The following is a 26343-nucleotide window of genomic DNA, read 5'->3' on the forward strand; positions in this document are numbered from 1 at the left end:
AGGGCGAAAACACGCAGGTGCGAATACGCAGGAAAACCGCTTAACGCGATCATATTTTAGGAGGTATAAACAATGAAGGGCAAAAGACAAACAATCTGGTTGGTATCCATGCTCAGCTTGATGGTGGTGCTGTCTGCTTACTATTTATTCACCGAGGATTCCGGCGGCTCGCTGCCGCAGGAAACGGCCGGCACGGTCCAGGTCGGCGGCAACGGAAATGCCGATACGCAGACCGCGCTCGACAGCGGCCTGGTCATCAATGAAGTGGAAACCGGCGATGCCGCTGCGGATCTCGCAGGCAACGCGGCTGCTGAAGACACCATTGCAGCAGACACGGACGGTGCCGGGAACGATGCTGGAGTGACCGGAGATGATGCCGCTACGGTGGCCGCCGGCAGCGAAGCGGGGGACAAGGAGGCTGCTGCCGATAAGGACGCAGCCGCAGTCAAGGACACAGCGGCGGACAAGGACATCGCCGCAGCTGACACTGCTGCAGCCGATACGGGTGCCAGCGGAGATAAAGCAGGGCAGGACGCGGGCGCAGCAGCCGATAAAGAGGCTGCCGCAGCTTCCACAGCTGATGAAACCTCCAAGAGCGACAAAGAAATTCTCAAGGAAGTCGCTTCGCAGAGCGTATCGGCCGCCGCGCTGTTCGACGATTACCTGCTGGACCGCGAGCAGAAGAACCTGAAGAATTACAATGACCTGATGGCCCAGATCAACGACATGGGCAAGACGCCGTCCGAGAACGCAGTCGCCCAGGAGCAGCTCAATAAGCTGGAGGAAAAAGAATCCAAGATCAACGGCATCGAGGAGCAGCTCCAGCAGAAATACGGCCAGGCAATTGTGAAGGAAGAGAGCGGTGACTCCTATACTGTGGTCGTGCTGAGCGACAAGCTTGACGTCAAGCAGGCCGTGGGCATCGTGGATCTGGTCATGAAGGAACTGAGCGTGTCGCAGAACAAGATTAAAGTACAGTATGTCTCGGAGCAATAAGCCGGACAAAAAATGGAATAAAACCGCGAAAAGGCTCGGGTTCTCCCGGGCCCTTTCCATTTCTATCGTTTGTGATATAATACATAAAGTTAATTGGTTAGACAAGATGAAACGGCTGCGCCGTCTGTAAATGGACAGTATCCGTTTCAAGAAATGCATAAGCAACTTCCTGAAATTATTGCCGCAGCGGACATCTGAAAGCGATTCGCATATCGTGGGTACCGGAAGCTTATGCTTCCATGAAGGAAGAGCCGGATCACCGGCTCATTCAGTCCGGCAACACAAGAAGTGTGGCTTTGAGAGAAAGCTGAAGGAGTGAACAATGGAATGTTCAAGTTAAGCGAGATTAAGGAATTGATTAAACTTCTGGACCAGACTTCTTCCGTGCATGAACTGGAGATTGAAAGCGAGGGCATGAAGCTGGCCATCCGCAAGCCGGACCGCACTGAGAGCGAGCAGGCAGCCGTTCAGGCAGCGCCTTATGCTTATCCGTTCGCAGCGGCTCCGCAGCCGCAGCACAATATCCAGCCGGCTGCAGTACCTGCGGCCGCAGCGACTGCCCCGGCGGCAGCGCCGGAATCCCACGAGAGCAGCCAGGGAACGTTACATAAAATTGTATCACCGATGGTAGGCACCTTCTACAGTGCGGCCTCACCCGATTCGCCTTCCTTTGTCAGCGTTGGAGACCGCGTTCACGAGAAGTCAACGGTCTGCATCATCGAGGCCATGAAGCTGATGAACGAGCTGGAAGCGGAAGTCAAGGGTGAGATCGTCTCTGTTCTTGCCGAGAACGGCCAATTGGTGGAATACGGGCAGCCGCTCTTCCTGGTGAAGCCGGAATAATTGCCGCGAACATACAGAGGCCTAACATGCTTCGTTATACTTTGGGGGGAACGTCATGAACATTCAGAAAGTGCTGATTGCCAACCGCGGAGAGATCGCGGTGCGCATTATCCGGGCATGTCGCGAAATGGGCATTTCCACCGTTGCGGTCTATTCGGAGCCTGACCGGGATTCGCTGCATGTCCGGCTGGCTGACGAAGCCTACTGCATCGGTCCGATGCCGTCGAAGGACAGCTATTTGAACTTTACCAATATTATGAGCGTTGCGACATTGACCGAATGCGACGCCGTCCATCCCGGCTACGGATTCCTGGCGGAGAATGCCGATTTCGCGGAGATTTGCGAATCCTGCAACATCACCTTCATCGGCCCGTCGCCGGAAGCGATCACCCGCATGGGGGACAAGTCGGTGGCGAAAGATACGATGAAGCAGGCCGGCGTGCCGGTCATTCCCGGCTCCGACGGACTGGTCAGCGACGTGAAGGAAGCGGTCGTGCTCGGGCGCGAGATCGGCTATCCGATTATTATCAAGGCTACGGCCGGCGGCGGGGGCAAGGGCATCCGCATCGCCGAGGACGAGGAAGAGCTCGTCAAGCAGATTACGGCTGCTCAGCAGGAAGCCCAGAAGGCTTTCGGCAATGCCGGCGTCTATCTCGAGAAATTCCTGACCGGCATGAAGCATGTGGAGATTCAGATTATTGCCGACAAGCACGGCAACGTCGTCCACCTCGGCGAGCGGGACTGCTCCGTGCAGCGCCGGCGCCAGAAGCTGGTAGAAGAAGCGCCATGCTCCGTGCTGACGCCGGATATCCGCGAGGCCATGGGCGAAGCCGCCGTTCGGGCGGCGCTGGCCGTCGATTATTCCGGCGCCGGGACGCTGGAGTTCCTGCTCGGTCCGGACGGGCAATTCTACTTTATGGAGATGAATACACGGATTCAGGTGGAGCATCCCGTAACGGAGATGGTGACGGGCGTCGACCTGATCAAGGAAATGATCTCCGTGGCCGAGGGCAATCCGCTCTCCTTCATCCAGGAGGACATTGTCATCAACGGCTGGTCGATTGAGTGCCGCATCAATGCGGAGGACCCTGAGCGCAATTTCATGCCGTCGCCGGGCAAGATCGGCTTCTACCTGCCGCCGGGCGGACCGGGTGTGCGGGTGGACAGTGCGGCCTATCCGGGCTACATGATTTCACCGTTCTACGACTCGATGATTGCCAAGCTGATCGTCTGGGCGCCGACCCGCCAGGAGGCTGTACTCAAGATGAAGCGGGCCTTGGCTGAATTCGCTGTGGAGGGCATTCACACGACCATACCTTTTCACCAGAAGCTGCTTGAGCATCCCGTATTTCTGGACGGCAATTTTGACATCAAGTTTCTGGAAGAGCATGAAATTTAGGCGAGCAGAGCCTTGTTTGTCATAAAGTTCGCCAAATGATATAGTATGTTTAATAAGAGACGTGCTCCTGCGCCTTAGAATGTTGAACTATCTTTTTGCTGAAAGGTGTGTAGTCCATAATGAGTACAATTGGGACGGAATATGAGCGTACGGAGATCGGCGAAATCCAGATCGCTCCCGAAGTGATCGAGGTAATCGCAGGTCTGGCAACCGTAGAGGTGAAGGGCGTGGCAGGCATGAGCGGCGGATTCGCCGGAGGCATCGTGGAACTGCTCGGACGCAAGAACCTTTCCAAGGGCGTCAAGGTCGAGGTCGGACAGCGTGAGGCAGCGGTTGATGTGTCAGTCATCATCGAATACGGCCACCGTCTTCCGGAAGTGGCGGCGGAGATTCAGCGCAATGTGAAGCGTTCCATTGAGACAATGACCGGACTTACCGTTGTGGAAGTGAACGTCCAGATCCACGATGTCCAGTTCAAGAACAGCGCCAGCTCCGACAAATCCGAAGACAATGAGACCGTTCTGCGCGTGAAATAAGGGCCATCGTTCTTCTCTAAACCCCCGACGTCACTGTCGAGGGTTTACTCTAATTTTAGGAGGTATGTGATTCGTGGCCAAAATTTTGGACAGGCTTCTGCTGTTCGTGTACAGCTTAAGTATCGCTATACTATCTGTTATTGCCATCCTCCTCATCAGCGGCGCGATTCCCGATGTGCTGGAGATTGAGGCGGAACCGCCGGTCTATATTGCTTCGATTGCCGTAGCGGTGGTTCTGTTCCTGCTCAGCGTCCGTTTCTTCTATATCTCGTTGCGCCGTGAACGTGCTTCCCGCCCATCCGTGGACCAGCGTACGGAGTATGGAGATATTCAAATCTCCATGGAGACCATTGAGAACCTGAGCCTTAAGGCCGCGGGCAAGGTGAAGGGCATCCGCGACCTGCGCTCGCGCATCCGCGTCTCCCAGGCGGGTCTGGAAATTATGATCCGCGCGGTGGTGGACGGGGAGCATTCCCTGCCGGTCCTGACCTCGGAGGTACAGCGGCAGGTGCATGATTTCGTGCAGGAGACGACGGGAATTCCGGTCGCTGACGTATCGGTCTATATCGCAAACCTAACACAAGCACCAAGCTTCAAAAGTCGTGTGGAATAGAGGTGGGTTTCCCTGATGTCCTGGAAAGAAATTTGGGAAAGTCACGGGGGGCGGATCGCCGGAGTTACCTTCGGCTTCGTTCTGGGTGTGATTTATTTGCTGGCCGGATTTTGGGATATGCTGTTCTTTGCACTGGTAGTGTTCATTGGATACACGTTCGGCAAACGGAAGGATGCCGCTCAGCCGCCGCTTATACCGTGGCAGGAGCTGATCGGGCGGTTATCCGGGCGCTGGCGTCCTTTTAAATGAACCGCGATAAGCTTTCTTCCGGAGCCTGGAAACCCGTATATCCCGTATATCCGAGTGCCTGCTTGACGGTGGAAGGCTGCGCGGTTTTTTTATTGAAAAGGCAGAATTACAGCAGGTTGTGGTGGTTTGCGGCACTAGTACCTTGACTAAGCCAAATCTAAGGACTGTATGTGCGGGCGTCTCCAGCCTTACTCGCAAGTTTGATGGTGCACAGATGCAATTCGATGCGGTCAAGGTACTAGTGCATTGACCCCGCCAAATCTATGGAGGTTAGCCAGCATCCCCGGCTCTTACTCGCAAGTTAGATGGTGCATAGCTGCAATTTGCTGCGTTCAACGTGCTAGTTGGATTTTCGCACACTAATTCTGCCATTATGAGGGGGTTTATCGATCTAGTTGGATTTCCGCCACCTAATGTGGGCGATATGGAGGTAATGGCTTCTTAGCGCCCGTATTAAGTGGCGGTTATCCAATTAGATTCGCAAAATTCTTCAATTGGGTGAAATTAGGTGACGAATATCCAACTAAACTGGTTACGTACGGGCAAAGAGGAGCCTGGTACCTTGACCAAGCCAAATCTAAGGACTGTATGTGCGGGCGTCTCCAGCCTTACTCGCAAAGCAGGTGCATAGCAACAATTTGCTGCGATCAAGTCTAGCGTGCTGAGACGCCTGCGTTTGTTGAACAAAAGCTTCGCCATCACTTCAGCATAACGGACACAGATGCGTTTATCTTCCGCCATTAAGCATTTTTAGTTCTGTAACGGACCCGGGGTGCGCTGATTTGGACGCAGCAGCGCATAGATTAACCGCTGCGGCGGGAATAACAGCATCTGTGTCCGTTAATTCATGAAATTTAGCTTTTAGCGAGCAGATTCAGGAAACAAGGATAGGTCCATATAAGCAAGTTAGACCATTTAGGAGGATTACATGAAAAGACGTTTAGCAAGAGAACTGGTGGTGCAAAGCCTGTACCAGATGGAAATGAATGAAGTGGACAGTGCGGAGGCCGTGGAAATGCTGCTTGAAGAAGCAGGCGAAGAGAACGAAACCGAACGCGTCATTACGGATGAAGTGCAGCTGAAGGCGTATGTGCTGGAGCATGTAGGCGGCGTGTGGGAGCACAAAGCGGCGATTGACGATATGCTTGAGCATTACCTCAAGGGCTGGCAGATGAGCCGTCTGTCGCGCGTTGACCGGCAAATCCTGCGCCTGGCGACCTTCGAAATGGTATTTGCTAGCGATGTGCCGGCCAAGGTAGCGGTCAATGAAGCAATTGAGCTGGCCAAGCATTTCGGCACCGATGATTCCGGCAAATTCGTCAACGGCGTACTCGGCAAAATGATTCAGGAGCTCGACACCCTGAAGAACCGCTGATTGCAAGGACCCGCAGGACGGTTTCGCGCCGCCTTTCACTTAATAACATCGACTAACTACAGATCCCCAAAGGAGAGAGAGACAACCAATGACAGCAGCTATTATCAGCGGTAAACAGGTATCCGAAGAGATTCGCGTGGAAATTGCCCGTGAGGTGCAAGAGCTTGCCGGCCGCGGCGTACAGCCCGGTCTTGCTGTCGTTCTGGTCGGCGAGGACCCGGCTTCGCAGGTCTATGTCCGCAATAAGGAGAAATCCTGCATCGAGCTAGGCTTTCATTCCGAGGTACACCGGCTGGATGCCGCCACCTCCCAGGAGGAGCTGCTGGCGCTGGTGGACGAGCTGAACCGCCGGGACAATATCGACGGGATTCTCGTCCAGCTGCCGCTTCCAAAGCATATTGAAGAGAAGGCAGTCATCGACGCCATCGCTGTCGAGAAGGATGTAGACGGGTTCCATCCGGTCAATGTCGGCAACCTGGTCATTGGAGACGACAGCCTGCTGCCTTGTACGCCTGCCGGCTGCATTGAGCTGATCAAGCGGACAGGCACCGATATTTCCGGCAAGCATGCCGTGGTAATCGGACGCAGCAACATTGTCGGCAAGCCGGTCTCCCTGCTCCTGCAGCGCGAGAACGCGACCGTGACCATGTGCCATTCCCGCACGCAGAATATGGCCGAGCTGTGCCGTCAGGCCGACATCCTTGTCGTTGCCATCGGCCGGGCCAACATGATTGATGCCTCTTTTGTAAAGCCGGGTGCCATCGTTATTGATGTGGGGATGAACCGTCTGGAGACCGGCAAGCTGGCCGGAGACGTGGACTATGAGAGTGCGAAGGAAGTAGCAGGCCATATTACCCCGGTTCCCGGAGGCGTCGGCCCGATGACCATCACCATGCTGATGCAAAATACGCTGACTGCGGCCAAACGCCGCCACGGCCTGGAGTAGGTCCGGCTTATGGCGGAGCGGCAGGTTTATTCAATCAAGGAGCTTAACCGGTATATCCGCATGAAGCTTGATTCGGACACTTTACTCTCCGATGTCTGGATCCGCGGGGAAATTTCAAACTTTACCCATCACGGCAGCGGACATATGTATTTCACGCTGAAGGATGAGAGCAGCCGGATCAAGGCGATTATGTTCGCCTCGCATAACCAGCGGCTGCCTTTCGTTCCGAAGGAAGGAACGAAGGTCATTGCCCGGGGCAACGTCACCGTCTACGAGCGGGACGGCCAGTACCAGTTCTACGCGACCCATATGCAGCCGGACGGCATTGGAAGCCTGTACATGGCCTATGAGCAGCTCAAGCAGAAGCTGGAGCAGGAAGGGCTGTTCGCGGCAGAGCGCAAGCGTCCGCTGCCGCGCTTTCCGCGCTGCGTCGGGGTGGTTACCTCCCCGACCGGAGCAGCCGTGCGGGATATTATCATCACGCTGCAGCGGCGGTATCCGCAGGTGCCAGTGGTGCTCTATCCCGTGCTGGTACAGGGGAAGGGTGCGGCGCCTTCCATCGTGAAGGCCATCGAGACGCTGAATGCGATGGGCGAAGCCGACGTGCTGATTGTCGGGCGCGGCGGCGGCTCCCTGGAGGAGCTCTGGGCCTTCAATGAAGAGCCCGTGGCCCGGGCGATTGCGGCCTCGCGCATTCCGGTGATCTCGGCCGTCGGTCATGAGACCGACTTCACGATCGCCGATTTCGCCGCCGATCTGCGGGCGGCGACCCCGACGGCGGCGGCCGAACTGGCTGTGCCGCTGGCCGCCGAGCTCGCCGCGCAGCTGCGCACCGCCGAGGAGCGGCTGCGCCACGCGCTGACGCGCCGCGCGCAGCGGGGCGGCGAGCGCCTGGCCGCGCTGCGCCGGTCGCTTGCGCTGGCGGGCCCGAGCCGCCAGCTGGCGCAGCACGCGCAGCGGCTGGACATGCTGCGCGCGGGGCTGTCGCGCGCGGCGCAGATGCGCCACCGCAGCGCGCGCGAGCGCCTGGCGGTGCAGCATCACAGCCTGCAGCGGTTCCACCCGCGCAGCAGCGTGAATGCGGCGCGCAGGCAGGCGGAGAGCCTGCAGCGCGAGCTGACGGCGGCCATGCAGACGGTGCTGGCCGGCAAACGGTCACGCTATGTGGCTGAGCTGCGGCATCTGGATGCGCTCAGCCCTCTGAAGGTAATGTCGCGCGGCTATAGCCTGGTCTATGACGAGCAGGAAGAGCATCTCATCAAGTCGCTGCAGGAAGTGAACCTCGGCGATTTGGTCAATATTAAATTAAGCGACGGACAGTTAAGCTGCCAGGTATGGGGCATAAAGGAGGATGGCAAGACAGATGGCGAAGGAAACGGAGCTTGATTTTGAGCAGGCGATGGAGCAGCTGGAGGCGGTAGTGCGCGAGCTGGAGCACGGCGACGTCCCGCTGGAGAAGGCAATCGATTTGTTTCAGCAGGGCATGAAGCTGTCCCAGCTGTGCGGCAGCAAGCTGGAGCAGGTGGAGCGCAAGATTGAGATGATTGCGCTGGAAGACGGAGAATTGCGCAAGAAACCGTTCGGCACCAAGCTGGAAGGAGATGCCGATGAGCCGTTCTGAGCATGAAGCATCCGCTGCGCGTCCTGCACTGGAGCAGTATATCACAGAGATCGGCGCACTCGTCATGGAGGAGCTGGAGCATACGCTGCCGGCCGCCTGGGAGGTTCCCGGCAATCTGAAGGAAGCGATGAACTATTCCCTGAAGGCCGGCGGCAAGCGGCTGCGTCCGCTGCTTGTCGTCGCTGCCTGCGAAGCGCTGGGGGGCCGCCGTGAGGCGGCGCTGCCGGTCGCAGCCGCCATCGAAATGGTGCATACCTATTCGCTGATCCATGACGATCTGCCGGCCATGGACAATGACGATTACCGGCGCGGCAAGCCAACGAATCACAAGGTGTTCGGTGAAGCGGCGGCGATCCTTGCCGGAGATGCGCTGTTGACCCATGCCTTCTACAGTGTGGTACAAGCTTCGCGGCGCTATGGCGTTCAGGCGGAGCAGGTGCTGGCCATCGTAGAGGAGCTGGCCGAAATGGCCGGACCGCGCGGCATGGTCGGCGGGCAGATCGCCGACATGGAAGGCGAGCAGGGTCTGACCGATCTGTCACAGCTGCAGTATATTCATCTGCACAAGACCGGCGATCTTATTATATTCTCGCTGCTGGCCGGCGGAAGAATCGCCGGGGCAGATGAAGCGCAGCTTGCGGCGCTGCGCGAATTCGGCACCGGCATCGGACTGGCCTTCCAGATTCAGGACGATATTCTTGATCTGATCGGCGACGAAGGCAAGCTGGGCAAGCAGACCGGCAGCGATATCCGCCAGCATAAAGTTACGTATCCTTACTTTATCGGGCTGGAGGCTTCGCGCGAAGAGGTCAAGCGTCTTACCGAAGCTGCTCGCTCCGCAGTGCTCGCCGGGGGGTTCACCGATCCTTCGCGGCTGCTGGAGATTGCCGAATATTTAATGGCAAGGGACCACTGAAGCCTTGTCTACATGAACGGCTGTGTTTCGACAGCCGTTTAGTTTGTGTTATAATGGGGTTTATATTTTACAACATCCAGGAAAGCGGGGAAATTCTCGTGCTGCTTCCACAAATCAATAATCCTGAACAACTAAAATCCTTGTCCATCGAGGAGCTGGCTACCCTTGCGGATGAAATCCGCAGGTTTCTGGTCGAGAAGCTGTCTGTTACGGGAGGACATCTCGCCTCGAATCTGGGAGTAGTGGAGCTCACGCTGGCCCTGCATTACTGTTACGATAGTCCGCGGGACAAGATGATCTTCGATGTGGGCCACCAGGCTTATGTACACAAAATATTGACCGGCCGCCAAGACCGGTTCGACACCCTGCGCAAGAATGGCGGGATGTGCGGCTTCGTCAAACGCAATGAAAGCGAGCATGATGTCTGGGAAGCCGGACACAGCAGCACTTCACTGTCGGCGGCGATGGGGATGGCAATGGCCCGTGACATGAAGGGCGAGGACAATAAGGTTATCGCAATCATCGGCGACGGTGCCCTGACGGGCGGTATGGCCTTTGAAGCACTGAACCATATCGGCCATGAGAAGCGCAAGCTGATGGTTATTCTGAATGACAACGAAATGTCGATTGCGCCGAATGTCGGAGCGATGCACAATTATTTGAGCAAAATCCGCTCCGACCGCCATTACCTGCGGGCCAAGGATGAGGTCGAGGGACTTTTGAAGAAGATTCCGGCCATCGGAGGCAAGCTTGCCAAGACAGCCGAACGTCTGAAGGACAGCCTGAAATATATGATGGTGCCCGGTGTATTGTTCGAGGAACTGGGCTTTACGTATCTCGGACCGGTGGACGGCCATGATCTGGAGAAGGTGATCGATGCCTTCCATCAGGCGGATAACGTGGCCGGACCGGTGCTGGTTCATGTATTGACCACCAAAGGCAAGGGCTACAAACCGGCGGAAGCCGATTCGTATAAATGGCATGGCATCTCTCCGTACAAAATCGAGTCAGGACAGGTGCTGCAGGCTGTCGGCAACCCGATGTACACAGATGTGTTCGGCCAGACACTGATTGAGCTTGGCCGCCAGGATAAACGTCTGGTAGCCGTAACTCCGGCCATGCCGGGCGGCTCGGGCCTGTTCCCGTTCGCCAAGGAATTCCCGGACCGCATGATCGACGTCGGCATTGCTGAACAGCATGCCGCGACGCTGTGCGCGGCTTTGGCGATGGAGGGAATGAAGCCGGTGTACGCTGTCTACTCCACGTTCATGCAGCGGGCGTATGACCAGATCGTACATGATATTTGCCGCCATAATGCCAATGTAATATTCGCCATTGACCGCGCCGGCTTCGTCGGGGCCGACGGGGAGACGCATCAGGGTGTGTATGACATCGCCTTCATGCGCCATATTCCGAATATCGTCCTGATGATGCCCAAGGATGAGAATGAGCTGCGTCATATGATGAAGACGGCGCTGGATTACAATGAAGGACCGATTGCCTACCGCTATCCGCGGATCAACGGTACCGGCGTGACACTGGACAGCGAGCTGAAGTCTCTGCCGATCGGTACCTGGGAGCGTCTGCGCCCGGGAGACGACTATGCCGTCCTGGCCAGCGGGCCGATGGTGCAGGTGGCCGAGGAAGCGGCTGACCAGCTTAAGCGCGAAGGCATTCAGCTCAGCGTCGTCAATGCCAGATTCCTCAAGCCGCTGGATCACCAGATGCTGCTGGACCTTGCCCGCGCCGGCACCAGCATGGTCGTACTGGAGGAAGCAAGCCAGGCCGGCAGCATGGGAAGCGCTGTACTGGAGTTCTATGCGGAGCATGAGCTGTATGATGCCCGCGTCCATCTGATGGGCGTGCCGGATGTATTCATTGAGCATGGCTCGATCAAGGAACAGCGCCAGCAGACCGGACTGACGGCGGAGGCCCTGTGCGCCCGCATCAAAACCATGAAGGCGCAAAGCAAGTTCAGCTATAAGACGACTTCTTTTTCCTAAAACACTGCGGACCCATTCAACAAGTTCGCATTTGGAAACAATCAGGAGATGAACATGGAACACCCTAAAGAACGAATTGACGTGCTGCTGGTGGAGCAGGGATTTTATGAGAGCCGCGAGAAAGCCAAGGCCGCCATCATGGCCGGCCTGGTACTTGCGGATGAAGAGCGGATAGAGAAGGCCGGGATGAAGGTTCTGCGCAGCTCGGTGCTCAAGGTCAAGGGCGCCGTGCATCCTTATGTCAGCCGCGGCGGGCTGAAGCTGGAGAAGGCGCTGCGCGTCTTCGGCGTTCCGATGGACGGACGTGTCATGCTCGATATCGGAGCGTCTACCGGCGGTTTTACCGACTGCGCCCTGCAGAATGGGGCAATCCATGTGTATGCCGTAGACGTCGGTTACAATCAGCTGGATTGGAGCCTGCGTAACGATGAACGCGTGTCGGTCATGGAGCGTACCAATTTCCGGTATATGACACCCGGCGATTTGCAGGGCCCGGCTCCTGATGTCGCCAGCATCGACGTTTCCTTTATATCGCTGAAGATTATTTTGCCGCCGCTTATGGCGCTGCTCGGCCGGCCGGGTGACATCCTGGCCCTGATCAAGCCGCAGTTTGAAGCCGGGCGGGAGAAGGTAGGTAAATCCGGCGTCGTGCGCGAGCCGGCGGTGCATAAGGAAGTGCTGCTGAATGTGCTGGGAATGGCGTCAGAGCTCGGCTATACGCTGCAGGGTCTCACCTTCTCGCCGATTACCGGCGGTGAGGGCAATATTGAATTTCTGGCCCATTGGCAGCTGCGGACTGAGCAAGAATTGGCAGCAGGGGAGCCTGCCGGTATTCCGGCTGATTCCTTTGCGTCCTTGGCTGATGCCGTCATTAAGGAGGCTGCCGCCACATTTACGGCGAATACGAATGGAAACTCATCGAAGAAACGATGAGTTTCTTTTGTTGCTTCTGCTATAAGCGTTTTATCGCCTGACACGCCGGGTGGTTCAGCAGGAGAATGCCGCCTGCCGCGCGAACTATTCTTTGAGGTGATCCAATGTGAGCGCGGACAGAGCGGTGACGGCGCTAATTCTTCTGGCGGCGGCGGTTTTTGTAATCTACCGGATCTATGTATGGCTGCAGAAATCCCCGGGTTCCTATTTCAAGGACCGGATTCCGCTGAATGAAGAGATTGAGCCGCATCCGGCTCTGGATCTTCTGGAGCAGGCTGGTTACGAAGTGATCGGCGGGAAACTGAAGATCCCGCTGGTCTTTAGCCTCGACGGCTCTTCGTTATACAGCAGGCTCTTTATCGACTATGTAGCCACCAGAGACGAAGACTCGCTATATCTGGTAATCCTGTCGCGTCCGCGCAAGATGCTGGAGTTTACAGGCAGCGGTCTGCGGGATGCGCTTCTGCCTTATCTGCTGATCTATCCGGAATGCAGCGGGGTGCTGTACGTTGACGTCTCTGCCGCGGCCGTACATCTGATCAGGCTGGGCCGGGACGACGGAGAGTCCGATTAAGCTTTAAACTATACCTATTCAGGAGGCAATATGAAGGGACACAGGCATATCAAAATACGGGAAATCATTACCCAGCAGGAAATTGAAACGCAGGATGAACTGGTGGATGCGCTGCGGGAGGCTGGCTTTCAGGTTACACAGGCTACAGTGTCGCGCGATATCAAGGAATTGCTGCTGATCAAGGTTCCCATGGATGACGGAAGATATAAGTATTCGCTTCCCACAGATCAGCGCTATAATCCGGTGCAGAAGCTGAAGCGGGTGCTCGTCGACAATTTCGTTCATATAGATTTCTCCGGCAATCTGGTGGTCATGAAGTGTCTGCCGGGCACGGCTAACTCGGTGGCGGCGCTCATCGACAATATTGACTGGCCGCAGATTATGGGCACCATCTCCGGCGATGATACCATCCTGATTATTTGCCGTCAGCCGGAGGACAGTCAGTTGGTCATATCACAAATTATGGGGTACATTTCCTGAGTATATATCCAGCCTGCTGGGCATTTGTCTTTACGGAGGTGCTGTATTCGTGTTAGAAACATTGTCGATCCGCAATCTCGCTGTCGTGGAGAGTGTGGATGTATCGTTTTATCCCGGCTTTCATGTGCTTACCGGTGAGACCGGGGCGGGGAAATCCATTATTATTGATGCGCTGGCTCTGATCGCCGGCGGACGCGGCTCGGCGGACTCCATCCGCTACGGCTGCGACAAGGCGGAAATGGAAGCGCTGTTCAGCCTGCCGCCCCTGCACCCTGTATGGGAGACGCTGGAGAAGCTGGGCATCTCCGCGCAGCCGGAGGAGCATCTGGTGATCCGCCGCGAGATTACATCGCAGGGCAAGAGCATTTCCCGTGTGAACGGGCAAATGGTCAATTTAACCATGCTGCGGGAGATCGGCGAACAGCTGGTCAATATCCACGGACAGCATGAGCATCAGAATCTGCTGAAGCCCGAGCGTCATCTGGGATTGCTGGATACTTACGGCGAGGCTGTCATCGGACCCCTCAAGGCCGATTATCAGGAGAAATATACCGCGTTCGCCAAGGTTGAGAAGGAGCTGCGGGAGCTGCAGGAATCGAGCCAGAAGGCTTACCAGATGCTTGATTTATACCGCTTCCAGTTAGAGGAAATCTCTGCGGCTAGGCTAAAACCGGGTGAGGATGAATTACTTGCCGAAGAACGGGTCAAACTATCCCACAGTGAGAAAATGATGGATTCCGTCTCCGGAGCTTACGAGCTGCTGTATGAACGGCAGGGTCTGGATTCCATCGGCAATGTTATCTCGAAGCTGGAGGATGCGGTCCGTTACGATGAGAAGGGCTTGCGCTCGGTGCTTGACCAGCTGCAGTCGGCTTTTTATCAATTGGAGGATGCCGCCTTTCAGCTGCGCGATTACCGTGAGGAAATTGAATTTAACCCGGTGCGCCTGGAGGAGATCGAGAACCGGCTGGACCTCATTACCGGCTTGTGCCGCAAATATGGGGACAGTGTAGAACAGATTTTGGCGTACTATGAACAAATTAACCGGGAGACGGATCTCCTGGAGAATAAGGATGAGTATGTCAGCAAGCTGACAGTGAAACGCGACGGCCTGCTGGAGACCCTGATGCAGGCGGCGGAGGCGCTCAGCGAAGCACGGCGGCAATGTGCGGCCGACCTCGCGTCACAGGTGGAGGGCGAACTGAAGGATCTGCAGATGGAGCGCACTTCGCTTCAGGTCAAGATGGACACGCTGGAAGACCCGCGCGGCATTGCATATGAAGGACGGCGTTACCGGCTGACCCGGCAGGGCATCGACAGCGCCGAGTTTATGATCTCCCCGAACCCGGGGGAACCGCTGCGGCCGCTGGGCAAAATCGCCTCCGGCGGGGAACTGTCGCGGATTATGCTGGCGATGAAGAGCATCTTCGCCCGGCATGATGCGATTCCCGTGCTGATCTTTGATGAAGTGGACACGGGCGTCAGCGGAAGGGCGGCCCAGTCGATTGCCGATAAGCTGTACAAGCTGTCCGGCACCTGCCAGGTGTTCTCCATTACCCATTTGCCGCAGGTGGCCTGTATGGCTGATCATCAATATTTGATCCGCAAAAAGGTCGAGGACGGACGCACGATGACCGAGGTGGAATCCCTGTCGCCGGACGGCCGCGTCATGGAGCTGGCCCGGATGCTGGGCGGAGTGGAAATCACCGAGAAGACGCTGCATCACGCCCAGGAAATGCTCGGTCTGGCCGAGGCCAGCAAAGCGGCGGCGGGTTAAGCGGGACAATGATTGACAGTAATAAAAGCCTGGGGGCAAGGTTATCTTATAGGTACGCAATTGGCGACCACCTTTTTCGTCAAGCGAAAGAAGCAAAAGGGAGCGTGACAGCCATTGAACCGAAACCTCAGGAAGTTTATGCCTGGCCTTTTACTTGCCTTCTTTCTCAGCTTAACAGGCATTGCGGGACCCCAGCAGACCTCTGCCGCACCGCTGGAGTATGCACCTGCAAAGCCTGCACAGAGCTTTGATGAGCCGCTCAAGGTTATTCCGGGCGGCCAAACCATCGGCGTTAAGGTGAAATCCGCCGGTGTGCTTGTCGTGGGCCATCATCTGGTTGAGGTCTCACCCGAGGTGAAGCTTTCGCCCGGTGAGAACAGCGGGCTTGTGCCCGGTGACCTGATGGTGTCCATTAACGGTGTCAAGCTTGATGAGGTATCCAAGGTTGCCAAGCTGGTGGAACGCGCCGGCAAGGCGGACAAGCCGCTCTCCATTCTCTACAAACGGGACGGCAAAGAGCACACAGCCAAACTAAAACCGGCATATGACCGCAATGACAAGGTGTGGCGGCTGGGCCTGTATATCCGTGATTCAGCCGCAGGAGTGGGCACATTGACCTTTTATGCGCCGGAGCAGGGCGTATACGGCGCCCTGGGGCATGTAATTACGGATATGAATACCGGGACGAAGATTGTGGTCGGCAGCGGGCACATCGTCCAATCGAGCGTAACTTCGATCTCCAAGAGCCAGGACGGCGATCCCGGAGAGAAGCGGGCGATCTTTCTCAAGGAGAGCCAGGTTCTCGGCAACGTGGAGAGCAACACCGATTTCGGGATTTTTGGCAAAATGACACGCAATCCGGAGCACAGCCTGTATACTAAGCCGATACCGGTGGCCATGAGCCATGAGGTCAAGGAAGGCCCGGCGCAAATACTGACAGTCGTGGACGGCCAGCAGGTGGAGCGTTTCAATGTCGAAATCATTCATGTGGCCCGCCAGCAGTCTCCGGCCACCAAAGGCATGGTGCTGCGCATCACCGATCCGCGCCTGATTGATAAGACCGGCGGTATCGTGCAGGGAATGAGCGGCAGCCCGATTGTCCAGAACGGCCGCCTGATCGGCGCAGTCACGCATGTATTCGTGAATGATCCGAAATCCGGCTACGGCTGCTTCATCGAATGGATGCTCAAGGACTCCGGAGTGTCCAGCCCACTACAGCAATTCCCCTACAATCTTAAGGCCGTATAGCCTTAAGATTTTTTTGTCGAAGGGAAGTCGAAGCAAAGTGAGAAAGCTCGAAAGATGAAACAAAATATTTAATTATAAATCAATGTTCAAAAAAAATAAAGAAAAATAATTTTCGACAGAAGGAGTTTTGACCCCGGTGTCGAAAACGTAAAGGAGCTAAAAACCATGAGGTTCTAAACAGACAGACATAAATAAGGAGGAAGCAGCCAGTGCAGAATATTGAAGTGTTGTTGGCCGATGATAACAGGGAGTTTACGAATTTGTTGGCCGAGTATATTACGGAACAGGATGACATGACCGTAACCGGCATTGCCTATAACGGTGAAGAAGTGCTGCAAATGCTGAGCTCTGCCCGTAAAATTCCCGATGTTCTAATTCTGGATATCATCATGCCGCATCTGGATGGACTTGGCGTTCTTGAACGCCTGCGCGATATGGACCTGAATCCGCAGCCGAAGATCATCATGCTGACCGCCTTCGGTCAGGAGAACATCACTCAAAGAGCTGTGCAGCTTGGCGCGTCTTATTATATTTTGAAGCCGTTTGATATGGAGGTTCTGGCCAACCGTGTGCGTCAGCTTGTCGGCAGCCCCGGCAATATCAGCACTTCTTCCGGCGCAGCGGTCTTCACGCCTAAGGCTTCAAGCAATGTGGTCCCGCTGTCAAAGGGCAAGAACCTGGATGCCAATATCACTTCGATTATTCACGAGATCGGCGTACCCGCTCATATCAAGGGCTACCAATACCTGCGGGAAGCGATCACGATGGTTTATAACAATATCGAAATTCTCGGTGCCATCACCAAGACGCTGTACCCGGCCATTGCCGAGAAATTCAAGACAACGCCTTCACGCGTAGAGCGGGCGATTCGCCATGCCATTGAGGTCGCCTGGACGCGGGGCAACATCGACAGCATCTCCCACTTATTCGGCTATACGATTAATATCTCCAAATCAAAGCCCACTAACTCGGAATTTATTGCCATGGTAGCCGACAAGCTGCGGATTGAGCATAAGGTCTCTTGAAGGGGTAAGGATCAAGATACGTAAAGGGTTTCAGTGATTGTTTAGTTTACACTAATAACTATTAGTGTTTAAATATGGGGAACGGACTAATCTATACCGATAAACCTCTGTTAATTATACCAACTACTCCGCTTTTTTATTGGGTTTTCCAAATCCAATGAAGGGCGGTTTTTTTATTGACGGATTTAGAATTTGAAATTGAAAAGTTTATGTTTTATTATTCCATAAAAAATTTATCTAGAAAGACATTAGCGAGCTATGATCAGGCGCTAAAATTTTTGTTTGCAATGTATCTTGAATCCAATAGGAGGCTTCTAAATTGTCGCTGTCAAAAAAATAAACCGGTAATATCCTGCAGTATATTTTCTATCTCAAGGAAATGAAGGAAATATACTCTAGTTAACAATGTGGAAAGCAATTTCCATAATCATTCACAAAACCGAAAAGACTTAAAGAAGATTATCCATGACTACATTAGTGAACTATGTTCGTAACATTATAGTATTCATCAATTATCTTTTTGAAATTGAACGTGAGATACTAAAGAATCCCATAGGATAGTTAAGAAAACCTAGGGTGAAGCGAAATATCAAAAAAACATTACCACACAGCTGTATTCATAAATCGAAAGATTTGGTAAAATTGTCCTATGGATTTATGCGTTGGAAGGGAGAGAACTATTGACATGTCTATCAATGCAGAAATTGAAGTGCCAGAACAACAACCTGAGGATGGAATTAACTATGAACAGGGTAATTTACTTTATGATTCAAGGATGAAAGAATTAATTAAGAATATAGCAGAGCATGAAGGCTTCGGTAAGATTAGAATAGGTCCTAAAGGAGCGTTAGCCTTACAAAATGCACTTCGATTTATTACGGTTATGTTTGCGTATGAACTACTAGATAGTTTGACAGAACAAAGAAAAATAACGGTTGGTGTAAAATCAGTTAATGATACACTAACGAAATTACTAGCAAGAACTGATTCATTTACTGTGACAATAAACGAATTAGAAGAATTGATTTCAAAGTTGCAGAATAAATCGAACGATACTGCTATTACTAAAGCTATGGATTTCGTAAACCTAATAGATAGCGTACATAATACTGAGGTACTTCAGTCTGAAGATAATGAAGAGGATGAAGATGTAACGGAAGAGGAGATAAGTGAAAAATGAGCTTAAAAGAACAGAAACTTTTTTTCACAAGAAACGGAGAGTTTACTGTCTGGGAAAAGCTAAATGCATTGAGCCAGCCTTTGTGGGATGACCTATACTATTTTGCATTAGATAAAGGGTTTATAGATGGAAGGGGATATCCTGATGACGAAGAGTTCCCATCTTTTCTTTACAGAGCATATGAATCGTTAGAAGAATCTACACCGGAACAACAAACTTTTGAATTGGAAATTAATAGTCTGTTTAGTACCATTGAATCTCCACGATGTGATTTTAATGCCTTGATTTTCCATGTGCCTTTTTCAATGCTTGATTTGGAATCAGCAAAGATGAATATTGAAGCGTTGATAACAAGTAAACACGACTTTGACATTCAAGGACTGGAAATAGAATATTGGTGTTATAGTACAAAGAATGTTATAGATATTAGATTTACAAGTGAAAAAAACTCCTACTTTAAAGAAAACAATAATATTCAATATTTACATACAGAAATACGAGTGTATTTGGATTTAAATGTTGCATTGTTAACTAATTTTTCTCAGTATACACATTCAGATACTGATAAGAATAAATTTATTACAACAATCTTAACAACAGTATCTACACTAAGAAATACGACTATTATACCAATCAGTTTAAGCGACCATACGCTTAGAAAATTGATTGTTATGGAAGACCAGAATTTACCTGCTAAACTGAAATTTCATATAGAGGGACGATTCAAAGTAGATATTGATATTAATCATAATACAAACGTAAGGGACCTGGTCTCTCAGGAGGAGATTAAGTATTTTTATGACAAATATCCTCTGTCATTAATTCGTGTGAAAATAAGAGACGACGATGAAAAATTGATAAGCCTTGATGGGGTTGCTGGAAAGATGTTTTCTCGTTCATTGAATTTAGAACCAGAAGACATAGACGAGTTTGTTAAAAAAATAAGCATTTTACTCTCTTATGACTATTTAAATGTAAATTATAGAAAAGAATTAGGTAGACTAGCTTATCATAATATAATTGGTTCGGACCAACAAAAGGATAATATTGTTAGTACAATCTATAAAAATATAGAAGCGTATATCTTTTCCGAAACTCAAGATATTACTGGGGTGTTTGTTAAATTAATCAGTAACTCTTTATTTTATTGTTTAAAAGAAAAGAAGATACTTCCATATAATGCGAATGAATACAGTGAAATTTCCGGGAAATTCGATGATAGAACGATTAGTTATTTGCAAAGAATTACAAAAGTTCAGTCTAATGATATTATGGGAACATTGAAGAGTTTACTTGATTTATATGAACGGAATCAAGATGATGTTACTAAACTTACTCTTGCAATACATGAATCTATTAGAAATATTACGGAGTTGATTCCAAATGCTTCTGGGCAGTGAGTATGAAACTCTAACGAAAATAGCAATGAACTATACTTGGCATTCAGTAACTGGTTCATTCAGATTTAGTGAAAGTGACTATAAATTAAAATTTCCTGATGATGTGAATTTATATTACCTAAATAAAATTATTGCTGAGGGCTATGCAAATTATAGTGGCAATCAAATAATAGTTAATACAGAACCTTGGATTAATGAATTTACGAGATTAATTCAAAACGAAGCCAGTAGAAAAGGTTTTAAGTATACTTTTGAATACAAGATGGAACTCAATAATATTGTTGTAAGGTTAAAAGATACTGAAGTTTTCAATTTCAAGGTTAATTTTAGTGATGAAATTATAGATTATAATAATACAATTAGCTTTGTATATGTTCCAACATTTGATTCATATTTATTTTGGCTGGACATGCTAAATGATCCAGTAATGTTCGACATGTTTCTAGCCTTTTTAAATAAACAAATAAGTGCATTTAATTTTGGGAGAAGAATGAAGTTTACTTTTTTTGAAAACCTAGACCTCTCTTATTTAAGTGAAATTTACAACCATAGCATTCCTGACTATTTTTGTCAGGCTAATTTTGTGAAAGGCATAACTAGTAATGAACAATGGCAGTGGTTAATGAAATACTATTTGAAAGAAGATTTAGAATCTTACTCACTCAAGAAAAATCAAACAGAGATTATTGTATGTAAACTAAATGGAAATATTGAATTTGTATCATTTGATGATGAAGGTAACATCTATTATAGTCGAACTATACAGGAGGAAATTAACAAGTTAGAATCAAAGCTAAAAGATAAAGTATCATCTTTTCGTACAATAAATATGTATTTAAATAATAAGGCAACAGATAACGCGAGAAAGATTAGTCAGATAGCAGGCACTTTAATAACACCGATTAATTTATTTATTTTATTTGGCATATCTCCATTAGGACTTACTTGGATGAAAGATATCTTAAATTCTATTTATTCTTATATAGTTATAGGCATTCTTTTGTTTGCAATCATACTAGGGTATGTTTTTTGGCTAGTAATACCCAATATAAAACTATTTCGTTTTAGTTGGAAATTGGAATATCATTAGCGAATGTCACGGTTTTTTCTCTTTCAATACCATTAATTTTAAATTATGTTGCTATGAGGTAGCCGAGAAGCTTTGTATTAAGCATAAGGTCTTTTGAAGGGCTAAAGTTCAAGATACGGGAAAATTTGATTTGAGAAAAGACGCAAACAAAGACTGTCTCTTTCTATGAAGAGGTTTTAGGGGGATTAATACTGGATACTCGGCTCTCTCAGAAAGAATGGCTGGAATATATTAATCGTTTGCAGGAAAGAGAAAGACAGAAGATAATTTCCGGTGGATTAAGCAATTGGACTTTGTTTGCTGCCTTAGCTGGATTAGGGTATTGGATTTTTCCTGATATTATAGACATTCAAAAACACTGGATGACTGTAACTGTAGGGTTTATTATTTTCCATAACACAACTATTACTCTTTTTGATGTTTTTAATAAATATTTCAGGCAAGAGAAAATCAGGAAATTTCGTATAGCTAAAAATAAGATCGAAAAAAAAGGTTCACTTCCTCTAAAAATACATGAAGGTATAATAATGGTTGGGGCTTTAGTGCTTAATTTATATTTTGTTTATCATTCACACAGAAAAGATTTCTGGGTTTTTGAAGTTTATTTCATAATATACTCTTTTAGATACTTCCCAATAATTGATGTTATTTTGAATTGGAGCGTAAATGTTAGTATTTGGAAAGAGGTCGCAAAAAACCGTATATCTGAGGATATTGCATTAGATGCTCCACTAAATGAAGAGATTAATATTAAAAAAAGAATGGAGCATTTCGTTGGATTTTGAAGAGACTACTTAGTTTTATTAATAGTATACTTGCAAAAATAATTGTAACAATAACAATGTTGTTATACGCTGTTACGCATTATGATTTTAATAATATATTATGGAAACAACTTTTTAATGGTCTTGCCCTTGTAATCATAGTCGTTCTTTCGCAGTATCTATTAGTAATTTTCTTTAAACGTATGAAAATAGCTAGGCTTGAAGAACTTGAAAAAGAAATAATTTTAAATAATTATAATGAAGAGCAAATTATTAAGAAACTTAGATATGGTTATTACAGTTTAAGTGATGTCGATAACTATTTATAAATTTTATTATGTGAGATAATAATGTTTACACAGGCAAGCCGCTTTTGTTAGCGGCTTGCCTGTTTTTTTACTGAGTGTTTAATTGCCGTCTATGACCGCTATCAGCCTAGCACCGGAACGATGACTTGAATACGCTTGGCAGCAGCCCCTGTAATCTTCATTCTGCAAGCTTCATCCAGCGTATCTCCCGGCTGTTATGCCTCGTCAGGCAGCTCAAGCTCCACATCCGCGTCAGCCATATCGACGCCGCCATTAGGACCGCCCGCGGCATCCAGAATGCCGATGGCCAGAACACTGACGGCTGCAGCTGCTGCCAGGTTCTTGGCGCCTTGCTTCGCCTTGTCCGGATCATCGTCTCTGATGCCGGTTACTACGTCCTTGCCGCTGGTATATACATATCTGGCCGACAAGGCAGCTCCCCTGGCGGTAGTGGTTACAGCCTCGCCAATATCGCTCAAGCCTTCATTGATATCACGTTTATCTTGCGTAATTACGCCTTTCGTGATATCAAATGCACCGCTAGCCAATTGCCCGGCGGTCTTGCCGGTGGCAATCGTCGCTTTCTCGACACTGTTGCCGACCTCTTTAACGAAGCCGCTCCCGGTCAGCTCGCCGACCACCCGGACCGATCCTCCCAGCACCTTGCCTGTAATTTCCCCGGCGAATTGACCGAAGTCCTTCAGAAATGACATTTGATCCGCTCCTCTGCATGGTATTGTCCTGCTATATAAGTTGAACATAAGATTAGCTGGATAAGGCCAGAAAAGTGATTCCAGCAAAGCTACAGACTTCCGTCCGCTGCCTGTTCCCCCGATTTCCAGATGAATATTGCTATTGGCTGTATTATTCACTGGCAGGCAGACTGTAGTTGGAAAATCGCCACTTAATTTGACCTATATGGAGATAATCATAGACTTAGTTGGATATTCGCCACTTAATATGGGTGAAAAATAGTGAGTGCACCAATTTCGACCAATTTAAGTAGCGATTATCGAATTAGATGGCTGAAATCCGTAATACAGGCCGAAATAGAGTGCGAAAATCGAACTAATAGCAGTGAACTTTTAGTTTGGCTTGAGGATTAGCCCGGGCTTGGCGCTGACTATCACGAGAGCTTTGATATCGGGCCGCTATCCTGCCCGGTATTTCTTATTTGATTTACTTTTTAGCGCTTAACTCGTGACAACCATGCTTCCGCTATCAGCTTACTCGTTCATTATATCCTCTTCTGCACAATAAAACCTTATATAAAGAAGCCACCCTGCCATAATGACGGCGGATGGCTTCTTTGAGGCTGTATGCCCGTTTATTCTACGGAGGCGGATAACAGTGCAGAGATCACCTTGGCAGCCTCTGCGCGGGTGGCAGTGGCTTTAGGAGCGAAGCTGCCGTCCGCCCGGCCGGCAATGATGCCCTGCTCGGCGGCTACGGTGATTGCGTCCTTAGCCCAGACGCTGATAGACGCGGCATCGCTGAAGCTGAGTGCCGCAGCAGCGGCCAGCGTCTTGCCTGCGCGAAGATCAAGCCCCTTCTTCACCATGACGGCCATTTGCTCGCGGGTAATGGAAGCGGCAGGTGCGAAGGTATCAGAGGTGATGCCGCCGGCCAGCTTGTTCTGGGCGACTGCTGCGACGGAGCTTGCATACCAGGCCGAAGCCGGAACATCCTTGAAGCCTGCCGCTGCGGTTGCCTTCAGATTCAGCGCTTTCGTTAGCATGCTGGCGAATTCCGCACGGGTGACCAGACCATTCGGGTCGAAGGTATCGGCGGTTTTGCCGGACAGGATGCCCTTGGCTGCAAGCCCGCTGATATAGGAGGCGGCCCAGTGGCTGTCCGGAACATCCTTAAAGCTGCTTGCTGCCGGTTGCCCGCTGCCGGTTGCCGGTACCGAAGGGGTAACAGCCTTGCTGACGTCCAGCGTGAAGATACCGAAGCCTTTGTCATCTACTTGACCGGTATAGGCAATGTTGTCGGTCTCTTTGGCATACAGTTCCGCTTTCGGTGAGGTTGTGAATGTAACCTTCGCATCGCCTGAAATCGGTGCAATTGACCAGTTGTTGTCGGCGGTCGGATTAATGGTTTTGCTGGCAGTGATATAATCCATCAGGATCTGGCGGTTCTCATCCGGGGAGTCGATGATGTATTTGCTGCCCTTTACACCCGGGAAATTGCCGCCGCCGCTGGCGCGGTAGTTATTGGTTGCCACGATGAATTCCTGCTCGGGATCAATCGCCTTGCCGTTATACTGCAAATTGATAATCCGGCTGGAGGCGGCATCGTTGACCGTGCCGTCCGGCTTGTATTTGGCCGGCTTGGTCACATCCACCTGATACGTTACGCCGTCAATAACATCAAAATTGTACACAGCGAAAGCCGGATTCAGCAGTTCCTGTGCTTCAGTCTTAGCAGGGTCGATCTGATTGAATTTGCCTGCCGTCATTTCCAGCCATTCTTTGACAACAGAGCCCTTAACCAGAATTGCCTTCAGCGTATTGTCATACAGATACAGGTCACCGGCACTCTTGATGGCCAGCGGACCAGCAGCGATGTCGGTATACTCTTCAGGGCCGTTGCGTCCGGCTTTAAACGGAGCGCCTACGGACAATACCGGAGTGTTCGCATACTGCGGCAGATTCTTCTTGATATAGTCTTCCACGTACAGCTTTTGCGCTGTCGTCACGATCTGCACCGAAGGATCGTCCTGAACCAATCCGAAATAGCTGTAGATAGGGCCGGTAGTGGTTCCGATCGGACTGTTGGCATACTTGATCGTGGCTTCATGGTCTGCCTGTACAGCGTCAACTATGGCCTGGTCCACATCCACAGTGGATTTCTTGGCGACGGAATCATAGATGGCTCTGGTGGAGGACTGCGAGGCAGCAACCTTCCACTTGCCGTTTTCCTTCTCCAGGGTCAGGTCAATCAATCCCAGGTTGCTGCCGCCATACCCGGCTTGTACTGCAGGTACGCCGTTGATCGTGCCTTTGGCATTGTCCACACCTGCTAGAACCTTGCCGGAAGCATCCTTGAACAGCGTGTCCAGCGATTTCTCATCAGCCGCCGGGAATACCTTGTGGGTATGAGAGAATGTAATGGCGTCGATTCCCGGCACCTTGCTGAGCGGCAGAATCGCATCTTCCGCCTTCACATGGGGCTCGGCAGTGCCGTTAAAGCCGGAATGTGTCATGGCGATAACGAGATCGGCGCCGGCGGCACGGATTTCCGGTACAAATTTCTCGGCAGTGGCAACAATATCCTTAGTAATGACCTTGCCTTCCAGATGGGCTTTATCCCATTCCGTAATTTGCGGGGTTACGAGGCCAAGCACGCCGATTTTGAGCGTCTGGGCGTTGCCGGCTTCGTCCTTGTAGGATTTGCTGATAATTTGATAGGGCTTGTACTGGTTGACATCATTATCGGTATTGTTATCTTTGTCGTCTATATAGACATTAGCATTGATATAAGGGAAGTTTGCTCCTTTGATAGCCTGGTCCAGGTAATCAAGCCCATAGTTGAACTCATGGTTCCCGAAGGTGGCAACGTCATAGCCCATCAGGTTCATAGCTTTATATACCGGATGGATTTCATTTCCTTTAATCGGATTAACCAGGGCTTTATAGGTACCGAGCGGAGTGCCTTGAATCAGGTCACCGTTGTCTACAAGCAGTGTGTTGGCGGCTTCACTGCGTGCCTGCTTGACGAGAGTAGAGGTGCGGGCCAATCCGACAGTCAGCGAGGTCGCGCTCTTGTAATAATCATAAGGCAGCAGATTCGTATGAATGTCGGTAGTTTCCATAATTCTTACTTTCAATGTCGCATCTGCTGCTGCGGCCGAAGCGAAAGTGCCGCCGAGCGGGAGAATGCCTAAGGAGAGTGCCAGTGAGGACAGGGCTGTCTTCCGCCAAACAGACCTAGTGTTATTATTCATGAAATCTTTCATCCCTTCTCTATGTTAAGATATGTAACAAATACAACAGTATTATAGCGGAATTTACTTAAAATTAACATATCCAAAATAAAAAGCCGGATCTTTGTGAAAATCAACC

At 50.7% G+C, this 26343-nt stretch carries 25 protein-coding genes; 23 read left to right on the top strand and 2 right to left on the bottom strand.

Translation table 11 applies throughout. The annotated features are described in order from the left end of the window. Window positions 1-72: 72 nt before the first annotated feature. From F1379_RS14200 to F1379_RS14310, 23 genes are all read left to right on the top strand, one after another. The gene (locus F1379_RS14200) at window positions 73-996 is read left to right on the top strand and encodes a SpoIIIAH-like family protein (protein ID WP_150270754.1); all 924 of its coding nucleotides are present in this window, start codon (window positions 73-75) and stop codon (window positions 994-996) included. 327 nt (window positions 997-1323) lie between these two features. After that, entirely contained in the window at window positions 1324-1839 is a 516-nt protein-coding gene (gene accB / locus F1379_RS14205) for an acetyl-CoA carboxylase biotin carboxyl carrier protein (protein WP_150270756.1), read from the top strand. 55 nt (window positions 1840-1894) lie between these two features. Then, window positions 1895-3238, top strand: coding sequence for an acetyl-CoA carboxylase biotin carboxylase subunit (gene accC / locus F1379_RS14210; RefSeq protein WP_150270758.1), 1344 nt, complete (start codon window positions 1895-1897; stop codon window positions 3236-3238). A 119-nt stretch (window positions 3239-3357) separates the two neighbouring features. Further along, window positions 3358-3774, top strand: a complete 417-nt coding sequence (locus F1379_RS14215; RefSeq protein ID WP_150270760.1) for an Asp23/Gls24 family envelope stress response protein — start codon at window positions 3358-3360, stop codon at window positions 3772-3774. A 73-nt stretch (window positions 3775-3847) separates the two neighbouring features. Continuing rightward, entirely contained in the window at window positions 3848-4387 is a 540-nt protein-coding gene (gene amaP, locus F1379_RS14220) for an alkaline shock response membrane anchor protein AmaP (protein WP_150270762.1), read from the top strand. Window positions 4388-4402: 15 nt separating this feature from the next. Next, on the top strand, window positions 4403-4636 hold the full coding sequence (locus F1379_RS14225) for a DUF2273 domain-containing protein (RefSeq protein WP_150270764.1): 234 nt from the start codon (window positions 4403-4405) through the stop codon (window positions 4634-4636). A gap of 928 nt (window positions 4637-5564) precedes the next feature. After that, window positions 5565-6011: a transcription antitermination factor NusB gene (nusB, locus tag F1379_RS14230; protein WP_150270767.1), complete on the top strand. Its 447-nt coding sequence runs from the start codon at window positions 5565-5567 to the stop codon at window positions 6009-6011. A gap of 88 nt (window positions 6012-6099) precedes the next feature. After that, on the top strand, window positions 6100-6957 hold the full coding sequence (folD, locus tag F1379_RS14235) for a bifunctional methylenetetrahydrofolate dehydrogenase/methenyltetrahydrofolate cyclohydrolase FolD (protein ID WP_150270769.1): 858 nt from the start codon (window positions 6100-6102) through the stop codon (window positions 6955-6957). Window positions 6958-6966: 9 nt separating this feature from the next. Further along, complete coding sequence (gene xseA, locus F1379_RS14240) at window positions 6967-8343, top strand: exodeoxyribonuclease VII large subunit (protein ID WP_150270771.1); 1377 nt, start codon at window positions 6967-6969, stop codon at window positions 8341-8343. Continuing rightward, entirely contained in the window at window positions 8321-8578 is a 258-nt protein-coding gene (gene xseB / locus F1379_RS14245) for an exodeoxyribonuclease VII small subunit (protein ID WP_150270772.1), read from the top strand. The genes xseA and xseB overlap by 23 nt, the downstream gene beginning before the upstream one ends. Next, complete coding sequence (locus F1379_RS14250) at window positions 8565-9494, top strand: polyprenyl synthetase family protein (RefSeq protein ID WP_150270774.1); 930 nt, start codon at window positions 8565-8567, stop codon at window positions 9492-9494. Before xseB ends, F1379_RS14250 begins: the two co-directional genes overlap by 14 nt. 98 nt (window positions 9495-9592) lie before the next feature. Further along, window positions 9593-11497, top strand: coding sequence for a 1-deoxy-D-xylulose-5-phosphate synthase (dxs, locus tag F1379_RS14255; RefSeq protein WP_150270776.1), 1905 nt, complete (start codon window positions 9593-9595; stop codon window positions 11495-11497). 54 nt (window positions 11498-11551) lie between these two features. Continuing rightward, window positions 11552-12430 (top strand): TlyA family RNA methyltransferase, encoded by an 879-nt coding sequence (locus F1379_RS14260; RefSeq protein ID WP_150270778.1) that lies wholly within the window; start codon window positions 11552-11554, stop codon window positions 12428-12430. Window positions 12431-12536: 106 nt separating this feature from the next. Beyond that, window positions 12537-13004 carry a hypothetical protein gene (locus tag F1379_RS14265; protein WP_150270780.1) on the top strand — a complete coding sequence of 156 codons (468 nt, stop codon included), beginning with the start codon at window positions 12537-12539 and terminating at the stop codon, window positions 13002-13004. Window positions 13005-13034: 30 nt separating this feature from the next. Continuing rightward, window positions 13035-13484, top strand: coding sequence for a transcriptional regulator AhrC/ArgR (gene ahrC, locus F1379_RS14270; protein WP_150270782.1), 450 nt, complete (start codon window positions 13035-13037; stop codon window positions 13482-13484). Window positions 13485-13533: 49 nt separating this feature from the next. After that, window positions 13534-15261, top strand: a complete 1728-nt coding sequence (recN, locus tag F1379_RS14275; RefSeq protein ID WP_150270784.1) for a DNA repair protein RecN — start codon at window positions 13534-13536, stop codon at window positions 15259-15261. A 114-nt stretch (window positions 15262-15375) separates the two neighbouring features. Beyond that, complete coding sequence (spoIVB, locus tag F1379_RS14280) at window positions 15376-16509, top strand: SpoIVB peptidase (protein ID WP_239004671.1); 1134 nt, start codon at window positions 15376-15378, stop codon at window positions 16507-16509. A gap of 209 nt (window positions 16510-16718) precedes the next feature. Next, window positions 16719-17534 carry a sporulation transcription factor Spo0A gene (gene spo0A, locus F1379_RS14285; RefSeq protein ID WP_150270787.1) on the top strand — a complete coding sequence of 272 codons (816 nt, stop codon included), beginning with the start codon at window positions 16719-16721 and terminating at the stop codon, window positions 17532-17534. A gap of 685 nt (window positions 17535-18219) precedes the next feature. Next, entirely contained in the window at window positions 18220-18714 is a 495-nt protein-coding gene (locus F1379_RS14290) for a hypothetical protein (protein WP_150270790.1), read from the top strand. Continuing rightward, window positions 18711-20114, top strand: coding sequence for a hypothetical protein (locus F1379_RS14295; protein WP_150270792.1), 1404 nt, complete (start codon window positions 18711-18713; stop codon window positions 20112-20114). The genes F1379_RS14290 and F1379_RS14295 overlap by 4 nt, the downstream gene beginning before the upstream one ends. After that, the gene (locus F1379_RS14300) at window positions 20098-21204 is read left to right on the top strand and encodes a hypothetical protein (RefSeq protein ID WP_150270794.1); all 1107 of its coding nucleotides are present in this window, start codon (window positions 20098-20100) and stop codon (window positions 21202-21204) included. The genes F1379_RS14295 and F1379_RS14300 overlap by 17 nt, the downstream gene beginning before the upstream one ends. A gap of 239 nt (window positions 21205-21443) precedes the next feature. Beyond that, window positions 21444-21989 (top strand): hypothetical protein, encoded by a 546-nt coding sequence (locus F1379_RS14305; protein ID WP_150270796.1) that lies wholly within the window; start codon window positions 21444-21446, stop codon window positions 21987-21989. Then, the gene (locus tag F1379_RS14310; RefSeq protein WP_150270799.1) at window positions 21986-22297 is read left to right on the top strand and encodes a hypothetical protein; all 312 of its coding nucleotides are present in this window, start codon (window positions 21986-21988) and stop codon (window positions 22295-22297) included. Before F1379_RS14305 ends, F1379_RS14310 begins: the two co-directional genes overlap by 4 nt. A gap of 194 nt (window positions 22298-22491) precedes the next feature. Here F1379_RS14310 and F1379_RS14315 read toward each other — a convergent pair whose 3' ends face one another. After that, on the bottom strand, window positions 22492-22989 hold the full coding sequence (locus F1379_RS14315; RefSeq protein WP_150270801.1) for a hypothetical protein: 498 nt from the start codon (window positions 22987-22989) through the stop codon (window positions 22492-22494). 614 nt (window positions 22990-23603) lie between these two features. Further along, window positions 23604-26225, bottom strand: a complete 2622-nt coding sequence (locus F1379_RS14320; RefSeq protein WP_239004672.1) for a bifunctional 2',3'-cyclic-nucleotide 2'-phosphodiesterase/3'-nucleotidase — start codon at window positions 26223-26225, stop codon at window positions 23604-23606. Window positions 26226-26343: the final 118 nt, after the last annotated feature.

The organism is Paenibacillus tepidiphilus (assembly GCF_008635795.1).
GTDB lineage: Bacteria > Bacillota > Bacilli > Paenibacillales > Paenibacillaceae > Paenibacillus_AQ > Paenibacillus_AQ tepidiphilus.

Excerpts from the sequence above, each read along its gene's own strand:
- F1379_RS14260 (WP_150270778.1), top strand. The coding sequence starts at position 11,552 with ATGGAACACCCTAAAGAACGAATTGACGTGCTGCTGGTGGAGCAGGGA.
- F1379_RS14315 (WP_150270801.1), bottom strand. The coding sequence starts at position 22,989 with ATGTCATTTCTGAAGGACTTCGGTCAATTCGCCGGGGAAATTACAGGC.
- accB (WP_150270756.1), top strand. The coding sequence starts at position 1,324 with ATGTTCAAGTTAAGCGAGATTAAGGAATTGATTAAACTTCTGGACCAG.
- F1379_RS14200 (WP_150270754.1), top strand. The coding sequence starts at position 73 with ATGAAGGGCAAAAGACAAACAATCTGGTTGGTATCCATGCTCAGCTTG.
- F1379_RS14225 (WP_150270764.1), top strand. The coding sequence starts at position 4,403 with ATGTCCTGGAAAGAAATTTGGGAAAGTCACGGGGGGCGGATCGCCGGA.
- xseA (WP_150270771.1), top strand. The coding sequence starts at position 6,967 with ATGGCGGAGCGGCAGGTTTATTCAATCAAGGAGCTTAACCGGTATATC.
- F1379_RS14290 (WP_150270790.1), top strand. The coding sequence starts at position 18,220 with ATGTCTATCAATGCAGAAATTGAAGTGCCAGAACAACAACCTGAGGAT.
- xseB (WP_150270772.1), top strand. The coding sequence starts at position 8,321 with ATGGCGAAGGAAACGGAGCTTGATTTTGAGCAGGCGATGGAGCAGCTG.
- F1379_RS14300 (WP_150270794.1), top strand. The coding sequence starts at position 20,098 with ATGCTTCTGGGCAGTGAGTATGAAACTCTAACGAAAATAGCAATGAAC.
- accC (WP_150270758.1), top strand. The coding sequence starts at position 1,895 with ATGAACATTCAGAAAGTGCTGATTGCCAACCGCGGAGAGATCGCGGTG.
- nusB (WP_150270767.1), top strand. The coding sequence starts at position 5,565 with ATGAAAAGACGTTTAGCAAGAGAACTGGTGGTGCAAAGCCTGTACCAG.
- F1379_RS14320 (WP_239004672.1), bottom strand. The coding sequence starts at position 26,225 with ATGAATAATAACACTAGGTCTGTTTGGCGGAAGACAGCCCTGTCCTCA.
- F1379_RS14215 (WP_150270760.1), top strand. The coding sequence starts at position 3,358 with ATGAGTACAATTGGGACGGAATATGAGCGTACGGAGATCGGCGAAATC.
- ahrC (WP_150270782.1), top strand. The coding sequence starts at position 13,035 with ATGAAGGGACACAGGCATATCAAAATACGGGAAATCATTACCCAGCAG.
- F1379_RS14250 (WP_150270774.1), top strand. The coding sequence starts at position 8,565 with ATGAGCCGTTCTGAGCATGAAGCATCCGCTGCGCGTCCTGCACTGGAG.
- folD (WP_150270769.1), top strand. The coding sequence starts at position 6,100 with ATGACAGCAGCTATTATCAGCGGTAAACAGGTATCCGAAGAGATTCGC.
- F1379_RS14295 (WP_150270792.1), top strand. The coding sequence starts at position 18,711 with ATGAGCTTAAAAGAACAGAAACTTTTTTTCACAAGAAACGGAGAGTTT.